Source organism: Streptomyces sp. NPDC006365 (assembly GCF_042870755.1).
GTDB classification, from domain to species: domain Bacteria; phylum Actinomycetota; class Actinomycetes; order Streptomycetales; family Streptomycetaceae; genus Streptomyces; species Streptomyces xiangluensis.
Window position 1 is genome coordinate 871,406 of the sequence record NZ_JBIAHS010000001.1, and the last position, 18,707, is coordinate 890,112.

An 18,707-nucleotide genomic window follows, 5' to 3' on the forward strand; every position below is an offset into this window, starting at 1 on the left:
ATGGTCACCCGCCTGCGACGTCGCATCGATGGGCACCCCCGCCTCGTCGAAGCGGCTTTCCTCCTGTTGATCTATGCGGCCACCAGCAACCAGTACCGCCGGGCCGGCGACGACACCCTGTGGTGGCCGGGCTTCGCCCTCGCGGCAGTCACCTGTACGAGCCTGCTGGCGCGCCGCCGACATCCCGGCACCGTTGTCGTCCTCACCACCCTCGGCACCGCCGTCGCAGGCGCCCAGGGCAGCACCTTCGGGCCCCTCCTGCTGCTCCCGGTCATCGTTGCCCTGTACGAACTGACTCTCCGAGCTTCTCAGCAAACCATCCGTACCTACGGTCTCCTGGTTGCTGTCATCCTCGTGCCCGCTGCCCTGCGCTGGGATGCGGAGGACGAGCCCTGGGCGAACGAGGCGGTGAGCCTGGCCTTCTGGATCCTGCTGCCCATCCTGCACGGATTGGCGGTGCGAGCGCGCCGCGCGTACATGGACACCGTCCGCACACGCGCCGAGGACGCCGAACGCACCCGCTACGAGGAAGCACAACGCCGCGTCACCGAAGAACGCGTCCGCATCGCCCGGGAACTACACGATGTGGTGGCCCACCACATGGCCCTCGCCAACGCCCAAGCCGGCACAGCCGCCCACCTGTTCTCCACTCATCCCGCACAGACCGGCCGCATCCTCACCGAACTCACCGGCACGACCACGGCAGCGCTGCGCGAACTCGAGGCGACCGTGGGCCTGTTGCGCCAGCCCGAGACCGCAGAGGAATCGCTCGATCCCGCACCTGGCCTTGACCGGCTTCCTGACCTGGTCGCCGCCTTTGCCGCCGCCGCACTGCACATCACGATCGCTGTCGAAGGCCCCGTGAAGCCCCTGTCGGCCGGGGTAGACCTGACCGCCTTCCGCATTGTGCAGGAAGCGCTGACCAACGTTGCCAAACACGCCGCGGTGAACACGGCACATGTCCACCTCGCCTACGCCCAGGAACAGTTGACGATCACCGTGAGCAACGACAGCAGTCCGATCGCGCCCCCGCGCGCACCCGGCGGAGGCTTCGGTCTCATCGGCATGCGAGAGCGCGCCCAGTCCGCCGGGGGCCGCTTCCGTGCGGGGCGCCGCCCGGAAGGCGGCTTCGCCGTCACGGCCGAACTTCCCATCAGCGTCTGACCAGAGAGCAACCTTCATGACGATCCGCGTACTGATTGCCGACGACCAGGCCCTGCTGCGAGCGACCTTCCGGGTGCTGATCGACTCCTGTGACGACATGGAGGTCGTCGCCGAGGCCACTGACGGGCAGCAGGCCATCACGCTCGCCGGCATCCACCGCCCGGACGTCGTTCTGATGGACATCCGCATGCCCGGCACCGACGGACTGGCTGCGACCGCCGCCATCTGCGACCAGCCCGAGCTGCAGGACACCCGCGTCCTCATCCTCACCACGTTCCAGACCGACGAGCACGTCGCCCAGGCCCTGCGCCTGGGTGCGAGCGGCTTTCTCGGCAAGAGCACCACTGCGGATGCCTTCCTCGACGGCATCCGCACGGTCGCTTCCGGTGACGCCTTGCTGTCACCCGTAGCCACCCGCTCACTGATCACCCGCTTTCTCGCCCTTCCCGTGCCCAGCTCCGTCGCCTCCGACCCCGAGCAATTCAGCAGCCTTACTCCGCGAGAGCGCGAGGTGCTGGCCGTGGTCGCGAAGGGCAAATCCAACGACGAGATCGCCGACGCACTGTTCCTCAGCCCCCTGACCGTCCGCACCCACGTCCAGCGGGCCAAAGCCAAGACGGGCGCCCGCGATCGTGCACAGCTCGTCGCCTTCGCCTACCAGTCCGGCCTGGTGCGACCGCCGCGGTGACAGGCGATGCGACCGGTGCTCTTCACTGGCCCCAGGGACGCTGCCAAGTCGCCCGAGTCATCGCGGTGTCCGCCTCTGCACGCCGCAACAGGGCCATCCCATGTCCAGGCTGCCGCTCTCGTAGGCACCGGGCATGCCCTGTTCCTGACCGATCCAGAGCACTCAGAAGACGGGACACATGGCATCGTGACTCACCTACGCGTCGTCCTGACCGGAATCCTCCTGTCCGTGGTAGCCCTGACCGCCGCCGTTGCCGAGACCCGTCAGGACAGTGACACCGCTGGGGACAGCAACCTGCAGGGCCCTTATGTCGCTCTCGGCGACTCCTACACTTCCGGTCCGCGCATACCAGCTCAGAGCGGCAGACCCGCTGGCTGTGACCGCTCCGACCACAACTACCCGGCGTTGGTCGCCGCCCAGCTCAAGCTCACGCCGGGCATGTTCCGCGACATGAGCTGCAGCGGCGCGACGACAGCGGACTTCACCTCGCCTCAGTCCACCGACGACGGCCGCAATCCTGCACAGCTCTCCGCCCTGTCCCGCCGGACCCGGCTCGTCACCGTCGGCATCGGAGGCAATGACATCGGCTTCAGCAGCATGCTCACCCGCTGCCTCACCATGGGAACGGCGTACAAGATCATCACTCGCAGCAAGGACGTCTCGGTCGACGCTCCCTGCCGAGAGCGCTACGTCAAGGACGGCACCGACAGCACGCGGCAGCGGATGACAGCTCTGGGAACAGAACTGTCCGACCTGCTGAAAGAGATCAGGCAACGTTCGCCCAAGGCGCATATCTACATCATCGGCTACCCCGCGATCCTGCCGCCCGGCGACACAGGATGCGGACGCGCACTTCCCCTCGCTCCCGGCGATATTGCCTACCTACGGGAGAGGGAACATCAGCTCAACAAGGTACTGCGCCTACAGGCCCACACAGCCGGCGCCACCTACGTCGACACCTACACCGAATCCCGGGAGCACAGCGCCTGCTCAGCCGAGGACACACGATGGATCGAGCCGCTGATCCCCAGGAGCCCGGCGGCACCGGTACACCCCAACGCCCGTGGACAACGTGCGATCACACAGATCGTCCTGAACCGGATCGAGTGGACGCCGACGACCCGGTCCTGACCGCGATGCTCACCGACCCGGCCCTGACCGGCATGTCACGAACCGCCTTCGAGCATCTGGTGGCGGTCTCGGAACCTTTCTGGGACGCCTTGGCCGAGGCAGCATTCCAGCGACGCTTCCACCGCCCGCGCAGCTACCGCCACCCACAGACCAGCAGCGTGGACCACACCCACCGGCTCCTGGCAGCCATCCTGCGCCGCCGCAGAGCGGTGACCATGACGTTCCTGGCGCAACTACTGGGCGTCAACCGCACCAACCTGTCCATCCAGTACCAGGACGCAAAACGGCTCCTGGACCTGCAACGGATCCTCGTCACGCCGATACCCGGATCACCCGCCCGCACCTTGGAACAGCTACACGCCCGCACAACCCCCGCGGAAACCCGTCGCTGACAGTTATTGAAATACGGGCCCCAGGACGCACCGAGAACTGCCAGATCGGCATCACGGCCGGAGGATCTTCGACTGGGCCCGCGTCGAAGTGCGGCCCTGGCACCGCGAGGGCCGCCGCCACTGAGTGATCGCCCGCCGCAGTGTCAGCCGGCCCGAGGAGATCTCCTACTACATCGCCTGCTGCCCGGCCGACACCCACGCTGGACGAGCTGATCCGCATCGCGGGCAGCCGATGGGCCGTCGAGGAATGCTGCCAGACCGCCAAGCAGGAATGCGGCCTGGACGACTACCAGGTCCGCCGCTACCCCGGCTGACACCGCCACATGACCCTGGCCATGGCCGCCCACGCCTGCCTGACCGTCCGGCGGGCCCGCCAGCTGGACACGGACAAAGCAGAAACGGATCCTCCCAGCTCATCCACCTCAGCCTCGCCGAGATCCGACGCCTGATCACCCGCCTCACCGACCGCCGCCCCACCCCGGTCAACGACATCCTGCACTGGTCGCGTTGGCGACGACGACGCCGGCACCAGGCACGCATCAGCCACTACAAACGACGTGGACACAGCCCCTGAAAACTGCCCAGCAATCAGAACAAGCACCGTTGCAGTACTACGATGCGCCGGTGACCGAGCACCTCGAACCCGCAGCGGACTCCCAGGACTCCGACGACCAGGCGCTGGAGCGCATCATCGCGGTCCGGGCCCGCGAGTACCGGCAGGCGGCCGGGCTGTCGGTCGGCGAGATGGCGCAGCGGGTCGGTATCTCCAAGGCCATGCTGTCGAAGATCGAGAACGCCCAGACCGCGTGCAGCCTCACCACGCTCTCCCGGCTCGCGCGCGGTCTCGACGTCCCGGTCACCGCCCTGTTCCGGGGCATGGACGACGAACGCGAGGCCGTCTTCGTCCCCGCCGGACACGGTGCCCGGATCGTCCGCCGCGGTACCCGCGTCGGTCATGAGTACGCCCAACTCGGCTCGCTGCGGGGCGCCCACAAACGGATGGACGCCCTGCTGGTCACGCTGACCGAACAGAGCGAGGTCTTCCCGCTCTTCCAGCACGCCGGAACCGAGCTCCTCTACATGCTGGAAGGCGTCATGGTGTACGGCCACGGCAAGTCCAGCTACACCCTGCGCCCCGGCGACGCCCTGCAGTTCGACGGTGAGGCCCCGCACGGCCCGGAGCGGCTGGTGGAGTTGCCGATCCGCTTTCTGACGGTGACGGCCTTCGGAGACAGCCCGCAGCACTGAAACCCGGTGTTAATCGGCCACGGATCTGTCTTGTAACGCACCTCGTGTCCACTGCGGTGAAACGAAGTTTCCTTTTGCTGAACTTCTCCGCGGAGTGTGCGCATGGACACCGGAAGTACCGCTTGGATGCTCGCAAGCACGGCACTGGTCTGTCTGATGGTGCCGGGCCTCGCGCTCTTCTACGGCGGCATGGTCGCCGCCAAGAGCGTCCTGAACATGATCATGATGACCTTCGGGGCCGTCGCCCTTGTCGGCTGCATCTGGGTCGTCTACGGCTACTCGGCCTCCTTCGGCGACTCGATGGGAGGCGCCGGAATCCTCGGTGACGTCACCGAGTACTTCGGCCTGAGCGGTGTCATCAAGGACGACCCGAAGGCCACCATCCCGCTCTCCGTCTTCGCCGCCTTCCAGGCCCTGTTCGCGGCCCTCACCGCCGCACTGATCTGCGGTGCGATCTCGGACCGCATCAAGTTCGGTGCCTGGATGGCCTTCACCGGCATCTGGGTCACCCTGGTCTATCTGCCCGTCGCCCACTGGGTGTTCGCCTTCGACGGCGACGACGTCGTTGGCGGCTGGATCGTCAACGAGCTCGGCGCCATCGACTTCGCCGGGGGTACGGCCGTACACATCAACGCCGGCGCGGCGGCCCTGGCGATGATCCTCGTCCTGGGCAAGCGCATCGGCTGGCAGAAGGGCACGGAACGGCCCCACAACATGCCCCTGGTGATGCTCGGCGCCGGCCTGCTCTGGTTCGGCTGGTTCGGCTTCAACGGCGGCTCCGCGCTGACCTCCAGCAACGCCGCCTCCGTTGTCGTGCTGAACACCTTCACCGCCACCTGCTCCGCGATGCTCGGCTGGCTCCTCGTCGAGAAGCTCCGCGACGGCCACTCCACCAGCCTCGGTACCGCGTCCGGCGCGATCGCCGGGCTGGTCGCCATCACCCCGGCCTGCGGCGCGGTCTCCCCGGTCGGCGCCCTCGTCCTCGGCGCCGTCGGCGGCGCGGTGTGCGCCCTCGCCGTCGGCCTGAAGTACAAGTTCGGCTACGACGACTCCCTCGACGTCGTCGGCATCCACCTCGTCGGAGGCCTCACCGGCACCCTGCTGATCGGCATCCTCGCCACCTCGGACGCCCCCAACGGCGTCGACGGCCTCCTCTACGGCGGCGGCCTCTCCCTCCTCGGCAAGCAGGCGGTCGGCGCTCTGGCCGTACTGGCGTACTCCTTCGGTGTGACCTGGCTGATCGCCAAGGTGCTCGACAAGACGATGGGTCTGCGAGTCCGTCCCGAGGTGGAGCAGGAGGGCGTCGACGTTCACCTGCACGCGGAGAACGCCTACGACCTCGCCCACTCGCCGACCACCGTCCCGACCCCCGAGCCTGTCGCCGCGGGGTAGGAAGGAGGCTCCACCCGGGATGCCCGGGTGGAGCCTCGACGGGACGCCGTTCAGGGAAGTTCGGTCACGCGGTCGGTGCCCGGAGGGGCGACGGGGCTGTTGGCGGTGAGGTGGTCGGTCAGGGCCGCGATGTCGTCTCCGCCGCCGATGGTGTCGGTGCCTTCGGCGAAGGTGGTGAACCCGTCACGGCCATCGGCGAGGAAGGTGTTCGCGGTGACTCGGTAGGTGGCGTCCGGCTTCAGCGTTTCGCCGTTGAGCTCGATCGAAGCCGGGTCGATGCGGTCGCCGACCGGGGCGCTGCGGGAGTAGGCGTACGTCAGACCCTTGGAAACGCCCAGGATGAGAGTGGGCGCCCGGGTGCCGGAGTCGTTGAACTGCTGCTCAAGGATCTCTTCGATCTGGGCTCCCGTCAGGTCGACGGACACCAGTGATCCCGCGAAGGGCTGGACGGCGAAGGCCTCGGCGTAGGTGATCTCGCCCGGTGCCTCGCCGCCCGACGAAGAGGCGTACGTGAGATCCGCACGTACCCCGCCCGGGTTCATCAGGGCGATCTGGGCACCGCCCCGCTCCGGTGCCGAGGTCGCCGCCAGCTGGGCGTCGGCGACCAGGTTCGCCAGGTCGGACTCGGCGTCGCGGGTCTCGGACCGGGTGACGTCGGCGGTGACGCTTCCGACGACCCGGTTGGCCAGGGGTGCCGAGAGGGCCTTCCACTTGTCGATGACGGCGCTCTGGTCGGCGTCCTTGGGGCCGGTGCGGGTGACGAGGTGGTTCATCGCGGCGACCTGGTCCCGTACGACCTCCCCGGTGCGGCGGTCCACCGTCAGCCGTGTCTCGGTGACCACCCGGCCGAACGACGACGCCGAGGTGACCGTGCGGGGTTGGCCGGTCGGGTCGGGGAGCGAGCAGATGTACGGCTGGTGGGTGTGGCCGGTCACCACGGTGTCGATCGCCGGGTCCAGGTTCTTCGCGATGTCCACGATGGGCCCGGAGATGCCGTCGCACTGGCCGTACGATCCGGCCTGCGCGCCGCCCTCGTGGAGCAGGACGACTATCGCCTAGACGCCTTGGCCGCGCAGCTTGCGGGCGGAGGCGCCCGCGGTCTCGCCCTCGTCCAGGAAGCGTACGGACTTGATGCCGGACTGGCCGGTGACCTCGGGGGTGCCCTCCAGGGTCATGCCGATGAAACCGACCTTCACGCCGTCCACCTTCTTGATCCAGGTGGGTGCCAGGAGGGGCTTGCCGGAGTCGCGGTCGATGACGTTGGCGGCCAGCCAGGGGAACTCGGCGCCGTCGTACGGCTCGTCCTTGATGTAGCAGCCGTCCTCGGGATGGCAGCCGCCGTGCTGCATGCGCAGCAGCTCCTCGGTGCCCTCGTCGAACTCGTGGTTGCCGACGCTGGTGACGTCCAGGTGCAGCTTCTCCATGGACTCGACGGTCGGTTCGTCGTGGAAGAGCCCGGAGAGGAACGGGCTGGCGCCGACGATGTCACCCGCGGCCACGGTCAGCGAGGCCTCGGTGCCCTGCCGGAGCTGCCCCAGCCGGGCCGCCAGATACTCCGCGCCGCCGACCGGCGTGGACTTCGGATCGAGCTTGGAGCCGAGGCTGGCGTCGCGGCGGTGGGCGGCTCCAGATTGCCGTGGAAGTCGTTGAAGGACAGCAGCTGGACGTCGACGGTGGACGGCGGCTTCTGAACCGTGGGGAAGGCACGGGTGTACGAGATCCACAGCCGGACGTCGCCGTCGTCCGTACGGCCGTTGCCGTCGAGGTCTCCCGCCGCGCCGGAGGCCGGGATGGCCGCCAGGTCCTTGGCGCCCACGGCACCGTCGCCGTCGACGTCCGGGGTGCGGTTCGCCAGCAGACCCGAACGGACCGACAGCAGATGGAACTTGGTGACGCTGCCGTTGAAGCCGAAGTTGTCGTCGGCGACGAGGACGAGCGACCGGGAGCCGTCGGGCAGCTTCGGCCCCCAGGTGATGCCCTACACGTTGTCGGCGTTGTCGGCGTTGTCGGCGGTGTCGGCGGTGTCGGCGGTGTCGGCGTCGGTGCCGGAGGTGGTGAAGTCGTACAGCAGTTTCTTCGGCATCGGCTTCTCGGAGCCGGACAGGGCTTCCCTGCCGCTGACGTCCGTCGCGCCGATGCTGCTGGTCCAGTAGAGGCGGATGGAGAAGCCGACGCCGGAGGCGAAGGACCGCTCGACGGTGAGGTAGTCGGTCTCGTTGATCGCGAGGATCTCGGAGACACCCCGGTCCGCGGAGTACGTACCGACCGGGGCCGGCAGTGGCGCGGTGGGGGCGTCGGAGATCGGATCGACCTCGTAGACGTGCTCGGCCTCCGCCTTCCCCGTCCGGCGGTCCATGACCAGCAGCCGGGACGGGCTCTTCGCCGTCAGCCCGGCCGCGGGACCGTCCTGGACGAGCGCGTTCTCCGTGACGGTGATGGCCTTGTCGCCGTCGGGGGAGAGGGTGAGCCCTTCCAGGGCCTGGTTGTTGCGGACGCCCGCGGTCAGCGTGCCAGAGGCCGACCTGACGGGTGCGTAGGCCTTGGGCAGCGGCAGCTCGCGTACGTACCCACCGGAGGTGGTCGTCTCACGGACGAAGGCGGGCTGCCCGGACGAGGAGGCGCCCTCGCTGGTCCACAGCAGGTTCTCGCCGTCCGGGGTCCGGCGGATCGCCTCGGGGTCGACCGCCTTCGCGGCGAAGGGTTCGCCGTCGGTGTCGTCCAGCACGGTCAGGCCGTCGAGTGCGGGCTTGTCATCGGCGAACGCGGCCCCGTCGAGCGGCAGTCGGAGGGTGTAGAAGCGGGCCTTGCCGTTCTCCGAGCGGTCGTCGCTGAGGGCGGTGTACGCGCCGGACTCCGAGTCGTAGTCGATGCCCGACAGGCCGCCGAACGGCATGCCGAACTCCGTCGTTCCGGCGGGCACCGTGAGCGTGTCGAGCAACCGCACGTCCTGCGGTTTCGCGGAGGTGCCGGCTCCGGACTCCACCGCGAAACCGTTCGCGAGGGCCAGAGTGCCGAGGAGTCCCGCCGCGGTGAGGCCTCCGAGGAGTGCGCGTCTTCGGCCGGCTCTGTGTCGGTGTCGCATGGGTGTCCTTCCAAGGGGTGCGGAGTGTGTCGAGGGCGCAGCTGGGTGCGCCCCGACGGGGAGGATTTCGACGGGGGTGTGGGCGAGCTCGGGCCGTAGGGCCCCTCGGAGTTGAGGGAGACGCGAGGAAGGCGGCGGCAGGCGTCAGAGGGAGGCGGTGGCGACCTCTCCGGCAGCGCCCCGCCGCTTCCGCCGCCACGCGTACACCGCGAGCGCCACCAGCGTCATCGCGTACGGGATCGTCGACACCAGCTGCGGCGGTACGTCCAGCGTGCCGAGCTGCACCGCCAGCGCCTCCGCCGCACCGAAGCCGAGCGCTGCGAGGAAGACGCCCCACGGGCGCAGGCCGCCTAGGAAGACCGCCGCGAGGGCGATGAACCCGCGGCCGGCCGTCATGTCCCGTACGAAGAAGGACACGTACCCCATGCTCAGGAACACCCCGGCGAGGCCCGCGAGCGCGCCGCTGAGAGCGAGACCCGCGTACTGGACACGGCGTACCGGAATGCCGACCGACGCGGCGGCGTCCGGCATCTCGCCGACCGCCCGCAGGTGGAAGCCGAAGCGGGTGCGGAAGAACAGCCAGGCGACGAACGGCGCGGCCAGGAAGGCCAGCCAGGTGACCAGGTTCTGACCGCTCACCACATCGCCCACCACCGGAACGCTCTCGATGCCGGGCAGCGTGACCGTCGGCAGGGTGCCGCTCTTCAGGCCGGACGTGCCGCCCTTGTCGTCGAGGAGGCTGTAGACGGCGTAGGCGGTGGCGCCCGAGGCGAGCAGGTTGATACCGATGCCCGCGATGATCGCGTCGGCGCCCAACTCCAGCCGGAGTGCGGCCAGGAGCACGCCCAGCAGTGTCGCCACCGCGACCCCGCACACCGCGCCCAGGGCGACCGAGTGGCCGTAGCCGGCGACGAGCGCACCCGTGCAGGCCGCGCTGAGCATCTGCCCTTCCAGGGCGATGTTGCTGATGCCGGCTCGTTCGGCGACCAGTCCGCCGAACGCGGCGAGCAGGTACGGCGTGGCGACCCGCAGTACAGCCGCCAGGAAGGCGCTGCTGAGAACGACGTCGAGTACGGAACTCATCGGACGCCCACCTGCTTCCGCGCGATCCGGCGCTTGAGGAGGTCCGGCAGCGCCTGGGCGGTGACCAGCAGCACGATGACCGCCTGGATCACGACCACGATCTCCGTGCCGACGTCCGTCTGCTGTTCCATGATGTCGCCCCCGGCGCGCAGGTAGGAGTAGAAGAGCCCGGCGACCACGACGACCAGCGGGTTGTTACGCGCCAGCAGAGCGACCACGATCCCCTCGAAGGCGAGGCTTCCGGCCAGGCCCGGTTCCAGGCGGCCGTACACGCCCTGGACGAGATGCGCTCCGGCGAGGCCCGCGACCGCGCCGCCGATGACGAAGCTCCACTCGATGACCCGGGGCACTTTGATGCCTCCGTACGCCGCGAAGTCGGGGTTGGCGCCGGTCATCCGGATCCGGTAGCCGAGCGGGGTACGGGTGATGAGCAGCCACAGCGCGACGGCGGTCAGCAGCATCAGCCCGAGACCGATGTTGGCCCGGCCCATCGGGATGCCGAACCAGTCGCTCAGCGGGGTGAGCGCGGAGTCCTGCTGGATGGGCTTGGAGTGCACGGCGCTGCTGCCCGGCTCCTTCAGCGGGCCGTTGACCAGGTAGTCGTAGACGCGTACGGCGATGGCGTTGAGCATGAGCGTGGCCACGATCTCGTTGGCGCCGAGGCGTGCCTTCATCGTGCCCGGCACCAGGCCCATGCCTGCGCCCGCCATGGCAGCCGCCACCATGGGCACGATCACGGCGGCCATCGCCGGCAGCGGCAGGAAGACCGCGACGGCGGCGGCCGCCAGCGCGCCCGCGTAGAGCTGGCTTTCGGCGCCGAGGCTGATCTGCCGGGCGCGGAAGGGGATCGCGACCGACAGCCCGAGCAGGGTGAGCGTGGTGGCGTCCTCCAGCCAGCGGCCGACGCGGAAGGAGCGGTCCAGTGGGCCGGTGAGCATGACCTCGTAAGCCTGTACCGGGTCGTTGCCGGTGGCGAGCATGACAAGGAAGCCGACGGCCAGGGCGACCAGGATCGTGGCCAGGGCCATGCTGACGTCGACGGCGAGGTCGCGGCGCCGGGTCGCACGGTACTGGCGTCGGTCCTCGGTCTCGATCAGGGTCATGGGGGTGGTGGTCATGAGGCCTTCCCCAGGTCTTCCAGACCGGCCATGAGGTGATCCTGTTCGTGCTGCTCGACGCCGAGCATGTAGAGGCCGACCCGCTTCTCGGTGAGGCCGGTGGTGTCGTCGAACCGGGCGACCAGGCGGCCGTCCTTGAGGACGAGCAACCGGTCGGAGAGCGCGAGGAGTTCGGTGAGGTCGGCGGAGATCAGCAGAACGGCTGCACCCGCGTCACGCGCGGCGACCAGCTGCTCGTACATGAAGCGCATCGCGCCGACGTCCACGCCGCGCGTGACATGGGAGGCGATCAACAGCCGTGGCCCCGCGGAGAGTTCGCGGGCGACGATCACTTTCTGCATGTTGCCGCCGGACAGCGCCCGTACCGGCACCGACGGGTCGGGGGTGCGGATCGCGTACTCCTCGATCAGCCGCTCGGCGTGGGCGCGCACGGCACCGGGGCGCAGTACGCCACGGCGGGCGAGGGGCGGCCGGTCGTGGCGGTCTACGACGAGGTTGTCGGCGATCGACCCGTCGAGCGCGGCGCCGTTGTGCAGCCGGTCCTCCGGTACGTAGCCGACGCCGGCCCTGCGATGGCCCGCGACGTCGAGGCCGGCGGTGTCGGTGCCGCCGACGTGGACCGTGCCCGTGGTGGGGCGCCGCAACCCGGCCAGGATCTCGGCGAGTTCGCTCTGGCCGTTGCCCTCGCCTCCTGATCGTTTTGTTGCCGAGTGAGCGGCTGCGTTGACAGTAGGAAGTGCAAAACGTTTTGGCTACGTTGCCCGGTTTCGATTTGATTTCCGGTGTGGGAATTTCAGACATCGGTGAGCAGCGCGGTGGCGGCGATGCGCAACGCCCGGTCGAAGCTCGTCTCGCGTTCCTCGGCGGTGAGGGCCTCGCTGGTGCGCAGGTGGTCGGAGACGGTCAGTACGGCGAGTGCTTCGCCGCCTTCCGCGCAGGCCACGGCATACAGGCCCGCCGCCTCCATCTCGGCCGCCAGCGTGCCCCGGCGCTCCAGTGCGTCGAAGAGAGCGGGGCGGTCCAGGTAGAAGTGGTCGCTGGTGAACACCGGTCCGATGTGGACCGCTCCACCGCCCGACGGCGTCTCTCGCTCGGCGGCATCTGCCGCCGCCCGCAGCAGCCGGTACGAGGGTGCGAGGGAGAGCGTCACACCGTCGGCCAGGATCCGGCTGAGGCTGGAGTCGGTGTGTGCGGCCGAGGCGATCACCACGTCCCGTACCGCGACCGACTCCGCGATCGCACCGGCCGTGCCGACCCGGACGATCCTGCGCACGCCGTAGTACCGGAACAACTCCGTCGCGTAGATCGACACCGAGGGAATGCCCATGCCGGAGGCGAGGACCGACATGGGCACGCCTTGGTGGCTGCCCGTGTAGCCGAGGATGCCGCGTATGTCCGTGACCTGCCGCGCGTCCTGAAGGAACGTCTCGGCGATCCGCCGGGCCCGGCGGGGGTCCCCCGGCATCAGCACGAGTGGCGCGAAGTCACCCGGCGCGGCGGCAATATGGGGTGTGCCGGTGAAGGGAGCACTCACGTGGTCGGGCATCACAGCTCCGATCCGGCGAGCCAGCGCACCAGTCGGTCCCACAACTCGGGGTACCCCTCCCAGGCCAGGAACGGCGGCGGTGCCCAGTGCGGCGCCATGTCGGAGGTGAAGGCCGCGGACCTGCCCGCGCCGTGGCCGCCCACGACGAGGAGCGGATACCCCCCGCACTCGGCAAGCAGCGACGCCTCCGGCCGGGCCGCGACCTCGTTGAGGCCGAGGAGCACGGGCCAGGACCGCTCCAGTCCTTGTACGACCGCGTGCTCGCCCACCACCTCGGGAACGGCGCCGGCCGGGAGCTCCACCCGGTCGTCGCGGTCCAGCATCACCACCGGCAGGGCGGCGGCGAGCGGCGAACGCCCCCATCGCGCACGGGCGTCGATGCCGCTGAACGTCAGATAGCCACCGACCATCAAGACCCCGCCGCCCCGCTCCACGAAACCGCGCACCAGCTCCGAGCGGTCGGGCGCGGGGACCGACCGGTTGAAGGTCTCGGGCGGCAGCTGGAAGCTGTTGGCGCCCACGTCGCTGATGACCACGACGTCGAACGCGTCGAAGCCGTCCGCGGAGCCCGGCACCCGGCTGGGGATCTCGTGCGAGGGCACATAGGTCACCTCGTGGCCTCGTGAGCGGAGAGCGTCGAGGAAGACGCCCCCGCCCTCGGTGTACTCCGAGGTGTGGAAGGCGTCGAAGCCCTTCTGATGGACCGTGTACGTGAACCAGGACTCGCCGACGACGAGCACTCTGGGCATGGCGAACCGCCTTTCCAAGACTGAACAGAGCAGGGGGTATTGCCGCACGGTGACATCAACTGTCCACAGTGCGGCGGAAGTTGGGATTGGTAAAGGTCAGCGGGTGGTCGCGGGCGCCGTGCTGCCGCGCACCTTGAGTTCGACGGGAAGGGTGTGCCGGGAGGCGGGCGGGACCTCGCCCCGGGTGACGTACTGGAGGAGCTGCGCGGTGGCGGTGCGGCCCACGTCGTAGGCGGGCTGGTGGACGGTGGTCAGGGGCGGATGGGCCAGGGAGGCCGCTCGGATGTCGTCGAAGCCGACCACCGAGACGTCGTCCGGCACCGACAGACCCGCTTCCCGCAGCGCGAGGAGGGCGCCGAACGCCATCAGGTCGTTGGCGGCGAACACGGCCGTGCAGCCCTCGGGGAGACTGCCCTCCTTGAGGAGTTCGGCGACGAGACGGTACCCGGAGGCCTCCTTGAAGTCGCCGACACGTTCGACGACTTCACCCCGGAAGGCCTGCACGAAGCCGTTCGCACGCGCGATGCCGCTCTTGAGAGCGCGAGGACCGGTCAGCACCAGGGCCTGGCGGTGGCCGAGCGCCCGCAGGTGTTCGCCGACCATCCGCCCGCCCGCCTCGTGGTCGGCGGTCGCGATGAGGGCGCCCTCGAGCCCTTCCACCTCCTCGTCGGCGAGCGCGATGGGGAACTTGCCCATGAGTGCCTCCAGCCGCCGCCGGGACGGCGGCGACCCCGACGCGTACACCATGCCGTCGATGAACCGGCTGCGGATCATGCCGAGGTAGCGGTCCTCGCGGTCGGCGTCGAACTCGGTGTTGCACAGGATCAGGCCGTATCCGAGATCATGGGCGGCGTCCTCGGCGCCCTTGGCCAGCTCGGCGAAGAACGTGTTGCTGATGTCGGGGATCATCAGGCCGATCACCGACGTCGAGCCGGCCTGCAGGCTGCGCGCCAGGGACGCCGGGACGTACCCGAGCCGGTTGACGACACTGCGCACCCGCGTGGCCGTCAGCTCGTTGACCGGGCGGTTGCCGCTGAGGACGTGCGAGACGGTGGTCGGGCTGACGCCGGCCGCCGCGGCCACGTCCTTGATGGACGCGGGCCTGCGAACCGCCGCCCGGCCGCCGTCGCTCGAGTACGGCTGACCGCTCTCGTACGACTGGCCAGGTCCGTACGGGGCGCGGCTCCCCTGGGACTCACGGGTCATAGTGCTGCACCGCCCTTCCATGGGAGGTGTCGAGGATCCGGGCCGCCCGGGCGTCGGCCTCGCCCAGCAACGCGGGCACGTCCACGGTCAGCAGCCGGCCGTCGCGCATCAGGACGCGACCGTCGACGACAACCGTCCGTACGTCAGCGGCGCGGGCGCTGTAGACCAGCGCGGCGCGAGGGTCGTGGAGCGGGCGGCAGTGCAGCCCCGAGAGATCGGTGAGGACGATGTCGGCGCGCATGCCCGGCTCCAGCGCCCCGATCCGGTCCTGAAGGCCGAGCGCGCGAGCTCCACCACGCAGGGCCAGGCGCAGGGTGTCGGAGACGGTCATCCACGTGGCATCCCGCACGGCCTGCTTCTGCGTGAGTGCGACCAGCCGCAGCGCCTCCCACACGTCGAGCGTGTTGTGACCGGCGGCGCCGTCCGTGCCGACCGCCAGCGTGACCCCGGCGTCGAGCAGCTCACGGACGGGGGTCAGCGGGGACAGCGCGTGCTTGAGATACACCTTGGGACAGCAGGCCACGGCGGTCGTGCCGGCGTACTCGCCCAGCAGCGGCAGGTCCTGCTCGACGATGCCGCAGCCGTGCGCGATCAGGGCCCCGGCGTCCAGCACCCCGGTCTCGTACAGCACACGGATCGGAGTGATGCCGCGCCGTTCCACGCTGGACCGCGTCTGCTCGAGATGCTCGGCGGCGTGGATGTGCATCCGCAGGCCGAGCCGCCCGGCATGCCCGGCCAGGGTCCGCAGGTCGCCGTCGTCGACGGTGTACGGGGCGTGCGGGCCGAGCGACACGGTCAGCCGGCCCTCGGCACGGCCGTGCCATGTCTCCGCGAACCGCACGCCGACTTCCAGGGATTCCTCACCCCCGCTGCTGAAGTACGTGGGCGCGATGTCGGCCCGCAGCCCGGTCTCGGCGACCGCCTCGGCGATCTGCTCCGGGAAGAAGTAGTGGTCGGCGAAGGTGGTGACGCCGGAGCGGATCATCTCCGCGCAGGCCAGCCGGGCGCCGAGCCGTACGTCGGCCGGGGTGAGGTTGGACTCCATCGGCCAGACGCGGTCGTTGAACCACCGCTCGACCGACACGTCCTCGGCCGCACCGCGCATCAGCACCATGGGACTGTGCGTGTGCGCGTTGACCAGGCCCGGAACGGCCACCAGCCCACGGCCGTCGACCACGTCCCCCGCGTGCGCAGCGTCCGCCGGGCGGTTGTGGTCGGCGGTCGGCCGTACGTCTTCGATGACGCCGTCCGCCACCACGATGTCCCGCGCCGGGAGGATCTCGCACTCACCGTCCAGCGGGACACGTAGTACATCGCAGCCGCGCACCAGCAGACGGCCGGGCGGTCGAGCCGTTCTGTCACTCATGCGGCACAAGCTAGATATCCAAAACGTTTTGCACAATGCCCAATGTGCCGCACCGGAGGTTCCTGTTGTCCATGTTCGAATTCGGCTGCACGGATACCCGAACTCGTGTGCACCGGTCGTGAGGCTGCCGAGGGTCTCTGAACTCGTCAACGGTCTACCTAGAGCACGCGCATCGGTGTCAGCCCGGGAGATCGGTGCTGCCGTCTGAGATACCGATCCACTCGGCCAGGGCGGTGGGATCCGGTGGCGTGTCCGTGAGAGTGGCAATGCGGGCGTGGACGGCGCGGACGGCTTCAGGACGGTGGGTCAGTGCCCGCGCCGCCACGCAGGCACCGGGGAACGCGGTGGGGTTGGGCCTTCGCAAGGCAAGAGCGAGCCGGGCCCAGGGTTCGTGTTGTTGAGGTTGTTGTGTGACCTGGTCGGTGGCGAGGCGGCGGGCCGAATCGGTCTCGCCGAGAAGGTGGGCCAGGTCGGAGGGGTCGTGGGCGTCCTGGGCTGCTCCTTCGCGCGGTGTTCGGTGCAAGCGGGAGGGGTCGGCCGCGATTCGGCACAGTAGTGCCGTGTAGTCGTTGAGGGATGGTGTAACTGGATCGGGTGCCGGCACGCAGGGGATGTGCGAAGAGGGCGGTCGGGGCGCGCCGGACGACCATGCCTCGGCAAGGGCCATCACGGTGCCAAGGTCCGGCTGAAGGTGGTGCAGCCGCCAGCGGATGCGGTGGGCGACGACGGCCTCCTCGGCGAGGGCCGTGACTTCGTCGGGCACGGCTGTCGGGTACCTTGCCTGCGCCATGCCAGCGCCCATCCTGGCGGTGAACTCTCGACCGGCCTCCGTCAGGCGACGGGACGAACGGAGCGCCTCGTACGCCTCCCGCGTCTGCGCACGCCAGTACGGCAGTTGGAACTGAGCGCGCCGACGCAGCCTGCCGCTGGAAGCCTGGTGCGCCAACCGCCGACAGAATTCGACCACGCCGAGGAAGGCGAAGACTCCGTGGAAGAAGCCGGGAAGTGGGCGCGGGTCGTCACGCCACGGGGCGTAGTACAGCTCCTCCGGTCCCTCGTCCTCGTACAGGTCCAGGGAGTCGAGCACGGCGTTCAGTTTCATGTGCCGGAATTCGTGGACCAAGGTGACGGCCAGTTCCACGGCGTCCGGTGGTGTGCTGAGCACGGTCCCGCCGAATGCGTCGCTGGACGAGACGGAGGTCATCATGCCGCTGATGGTCGTGGCGTCCTGTTCGGAGGTATCGAAATCCTTGGGCCGGTAGAGGTCCGCGGAGAGGTGATCCCGTACCGGTTCCTGAACGACACCGGCATACGGGTGACGTTCTCGTCCAGGTCGAAAATGTAGGTGTCCACGGCCAATTCACTGCCTTTCCCGGGTCCGGTCCGGGTACCCGCCACTCCCATCGGTGACGCTGGAGCGGAAAGAACCACGGCATCCAGGCGATCGCCGTTCCGGGCGGGCAGCGAGCCACTGACGAAGGGTGTACTGGCAGTACATGCCTGGGGCCGAGCTGGCGGCGTACGGTCAGATGTGTGGACAACCGTGACGAAGGCCGCGAGTTCCTCACCTCGCGGCGAGCCAAGATCACCCCCGCGCAGGCCGGGCTGCCATCCGGCACCCGCCGCCGCGTACCGGGGCTGCGCCGCAGTGAGGTCGCCGCCCTGGCCGACGTCAGCGTCGAGTACTACGCCAAACTGGAGCGCGGCAATCTCGCCGGCGTCTCATCCGCCGTGCTCGAAGCCGTCGCCCGCGCCCTCCAGCTCGACGACGCCGAACGCACCCACGTGCTCCACCTCGCCCAGGCCCAAGAAGGCTCCGATACGCTTGCCCGCCCGCGGGCGCGCTCCAGCAGGCAGCGGACCCTGCACAAGAGCCTGCAGTGGACCCTGGATGCCGTCACGGCCGGGCCCGCGGTCGTCGTCAACGGCCGCCTGGACCTGCTCATGGCCAACCAGCTCGCCCGTGCCTTCTTCAGCGACATCTACGGCTGCGGCATGAAGCCGCCGAACCTCGCTCGATACCAGTTCCTGGACCCCGCGGCCCGCCGCTTCTACCCGGACTGGGACCTCATCGCCGACATGACGGTGGACGTCCTGCGCACCGAAGCGGGCCGCAACCCCTATGACGAGGACCTCCACGATCTGGTGGGCGAGCTGTCAACGCGCAGCGATGCCTTCCGCACCCGATGGGGCGCCCACAACGTCACCCGCCACGGCACCGGCATCAAACGCTTCCACCACCCGGTCGTCGGCAACCTCACCCTCGCCTGGGAAGCCCTGGCCATGGCCGCCGAACCCGGCCTGACCCTCACCATCTACACCGCCGAGCCCGGCTCACCCTCCGCAGAAGGCCTGAACCTGCTCGCGTCCTGGGCCGTCACCCAGGACACTGCTGTCGCCTCTTCCCTTCGGTCTCCGACCACTCCGCCGAATTGATCGCCGAGAGGGAGAACCGAGGGGGCCATTCCACGTACGACCTGGGCAAGCGGCGGGCTCCCGACCAGTTCACCGCACCCATCACCACACAGACGGGAGACAACTC

At 69.4% G+C, this 18,707-nt stretch carries 17 protein-coding genes and 3 pseudogenes; 8 read left to right on the top strand and 12 right to left on the bottom strand.

Annotated elements, in window-relative coordinates; genetic code table 11:
• The 7 genes and pseudogenes from ACFYO0_RS04025 (at position 1) to ACFYO0_RS04055 (ending at position 6,015) form a co-directional block, all read left to right on the top strand.
• Positions 1–1,164, top strand: a complete 1,164-nt coding sequence (locus ACFYO0_RS04025) for a sensor histidine kinase (protein ID WP_388670142.1) — start codon at positions 1–3, stop codon at positions 1,162–1,164.
• A 16-nt stretch (positions 1,165–1,180) separates the two neighbouring features.
• Positions 1,181–1,852, top strand: coding sequence for a response regulator (locus tag ACFYO0_RS04030; RefSeq protein ID WP_388670145.1), 672 nt, complete (start codon positions 1,181–1,183; stop codon positions 1,850–1,852).
• 186 nt (positions 1,853–2,038) lie between these two features.
• Complete coding sequence (locus ACFYO0_RS04035; protein ID WP_388670148.1) at positions 2,039–2,983, top strand: SGNH/GDSL hydrolase family protein; 945 nt, start codon at positions 2,039–2,041, stop codon at positions 2,981–2,983.
• Positions 2,971–3,395 (top strand): annotated as a pseudogene (locus ACFYO0_RS04040) (ISAzo13 family transposase); the annotation flags it as partial. The gene ACFYO0_RS04035 and the pseudogene ACFYO0_RS04040, both read left to right, overlap by 13 nt.
• Positions 3,396–3,427: 32 nt before the next feature.
• Positions 3,428–3,824: pseudogene (locus tag ACFYO0_RS04045) on the top strand (IS701 family transposase); the annotation flags it as partial.
• Between the two features lie 175 nt (positions 3,825–3,999).
• Positions 4,000–4,623, top strand: a complete 624-nt coding sequence (locus ACFYO0_RS04050; protein ID WP_388670151.1) for a helix-turn-helix domain-containing protein — start codon at positions 4,000–4,002, stop codon at positions 4,621–4,623.
• Positions 4,624–4,725: 102 nt separating this feature from the next.
• A complete protein-coding gene (locus ACFYO0_RS04055; protein WP_388670154.1) occupies positions 4,726–6,015 on the top strand; it encodes an ammonium transporter in 1,290 nt (429 codons plus the stop codon).
• A gap of 50 nt (positions 6,016–6,065) precedes the next feature.
• Here the strand turns inward: ACFYO0_RS04055 and ACFYO0_RS04060 are convergent, their stop codons facing one another.
• The 12 genes and pseudogenes from ACFYO0_RS04060 to ACFYO0_RS04115 all read right to left on the bottom strand — a co-directional run bounded on the left by ACFYO0_RS04060 (position 6,066) and on the right by ACFYO0_RS04115 (position 17,372).
• A complete protein-coding gene (locus tag ACFYO0_RS04060; RefSeq protein ID WP_388670157.1) occupies positions 6,066–6,992 on the bottom strand; it encodes a bifunctional metallophosphatase/5'-nucleotidase in 927 nt (308 codons plus the stop codon).
• Between the two features lie 78 nt (positions 6,993–7,070).
• Positions 7,071–7,514: a hypothetical protein gene (locus ACFYO0_RS04065; protein ID WP_388670160.1), complete on the bottom strand. Its 444-nt coding sequence runs from the start codon at positions 7,512–7,514 to the stop codon at positions 7,071–7,073.
• 2 nt (positions 7,515–7,516) lie between these two features.
• Entirely contained in the window at positions 7,517–7,831 is a 315-nt protein-coding gene (locus ACFYO0_RS04070; RefSeq protein WP_388670163.1) for a hypothetical protein, read from the bottom strand.
• Positions 7,832–7,993: 162 nt separating this feature from the next.
• On the bottom strand, positions 7,994–9,097 hold the full coding sequence (locus ACFYO0_RS04075; RefSeq protein ID WP_388670166.1) for an esterase-like activity of phytase family protein: 1,104 nt from the start codon (positions 9,095–9,097) through the stop codon (positions 7,994–7,996).
• 144 nt (positions 9,098–9,241) lie between these two features.
• Complete coding sequence (locus tag ACFYO0_RS04080) at positions 9,242–10,180, bottom strand: ABC transporter permease (protein WP_388670169.1); 939 nt, start codon at positions 10,178–10,180, stop codon at positions 9,242–9,244.
• Entirely contained in the window at positions 10,177–11,298 is a 1,122-nt protein-coding gene (locus ACFYO0_RS04085; protein ID WP_388670172.1) for an ABC transporter permease, read from the bottom strand. Before ACFYO0_RS04085 ends, ACFYO0_RS04080 begins: the two co-directional genes overlap by 4 nt.
• A pseudogene (locus ACFYO0_RS04090) lies at positions 11,295–11,978 on the bottom strand (ATP-binding cassette domain-containing protein); the annotation flags it as partial. The gene ACFYO0_RS04085 and the pseudogene ACFYO0_RS04090, both read right to left, overlap by 4 nt.
• A 113-nt stretch (positions 11,979–12,091) precedes the next feature.
• Positions 12,092–12,844 carry a purine-nucleoside phosphorylase gene (gene deoD / locus ACFYO0_RS04095; protein WP_388670175.1) on the bottom strand — a complete coding sequence of 251 codons (753 nt, stop codon included), beginning with the start codon at positions 12,842–12,844 and terminating at the stop codon, positions 12,092–12,094.
• Positions 12,844–13,593: a glutamine amidotransferase gene (locus ACFYO0_RS04100; protein WP_388670178.1), complete on the bottom strand. Its 750-nt coding sequence runs from the start codon at positions 13,591–13,593 to the stop codon at positions 12,844–12,846. The genes deoD and ACFYO0_RS04100 overlap by 1 nt, the downstream gene beginning before the upstream one ends.
• Positions 13,594–13,689: 96 nt before the next feature.
• Entirely contained in the window at positions 13,690–14,799 is a 1,110-nt protein-coding gene (locus ACFYO0_RS04105) for a LacI family DNA-binding transcriptional regulator (RefSeq protein WP_388670181.1), read from the bottom strand.
• Positions 14,789–16,165 carry an amidohydrolase gene (locus tag ACFYO0_RS04110; protein WP_388670184.1) on the bottom strand — a complete coding sequence of 459 codons (1,377 nt, stop codon included), beginning with the start codon at positions 16,163–16,165 and terminating at the stop codon, positions 14,789–14,791. Before ACFYO0_RS04110 ends, ACFYO0_RS04105 begins: the two co-directional genes overlap by 11 nt.
• Before the next feature lie 178 nt (positions 16,166–16,343).
• Positions 16,344–17,372: an aKG-HExxH-type peptide beta-hydroxylase gene (locus ACFYO0_RS04115; RefSeq protein WP_388670187.1), complete on the bottom strand. Its 1,029-nt coding sequence runs from the start codon at positions 17,370–17,372 to the stop codon at positions 16,344–16,346.
• Positions 17,373–17,698: 326 nt separating this feature from the next.
• On the opposite strand from ACFYO0_RS04115, the gene ACFYO0_RS04120 reads away from it, so the two are divergent.
• The gene (locus ACFYO0_RS04120) at positions 17,699–18,601 is read left to right on the top strand and encodes a helix-turn-helix domain-containing protein (RefSeq protein ID WP_388670190.1); all 903 of its coding nucleotides are present in this window, start codon (positions 17,699–17,701) and stop codon (positions 18,599–18,601) included.
• The last annotated feature ends 106 nt before the right edge of the window (positions 18,602–18,707 follow it).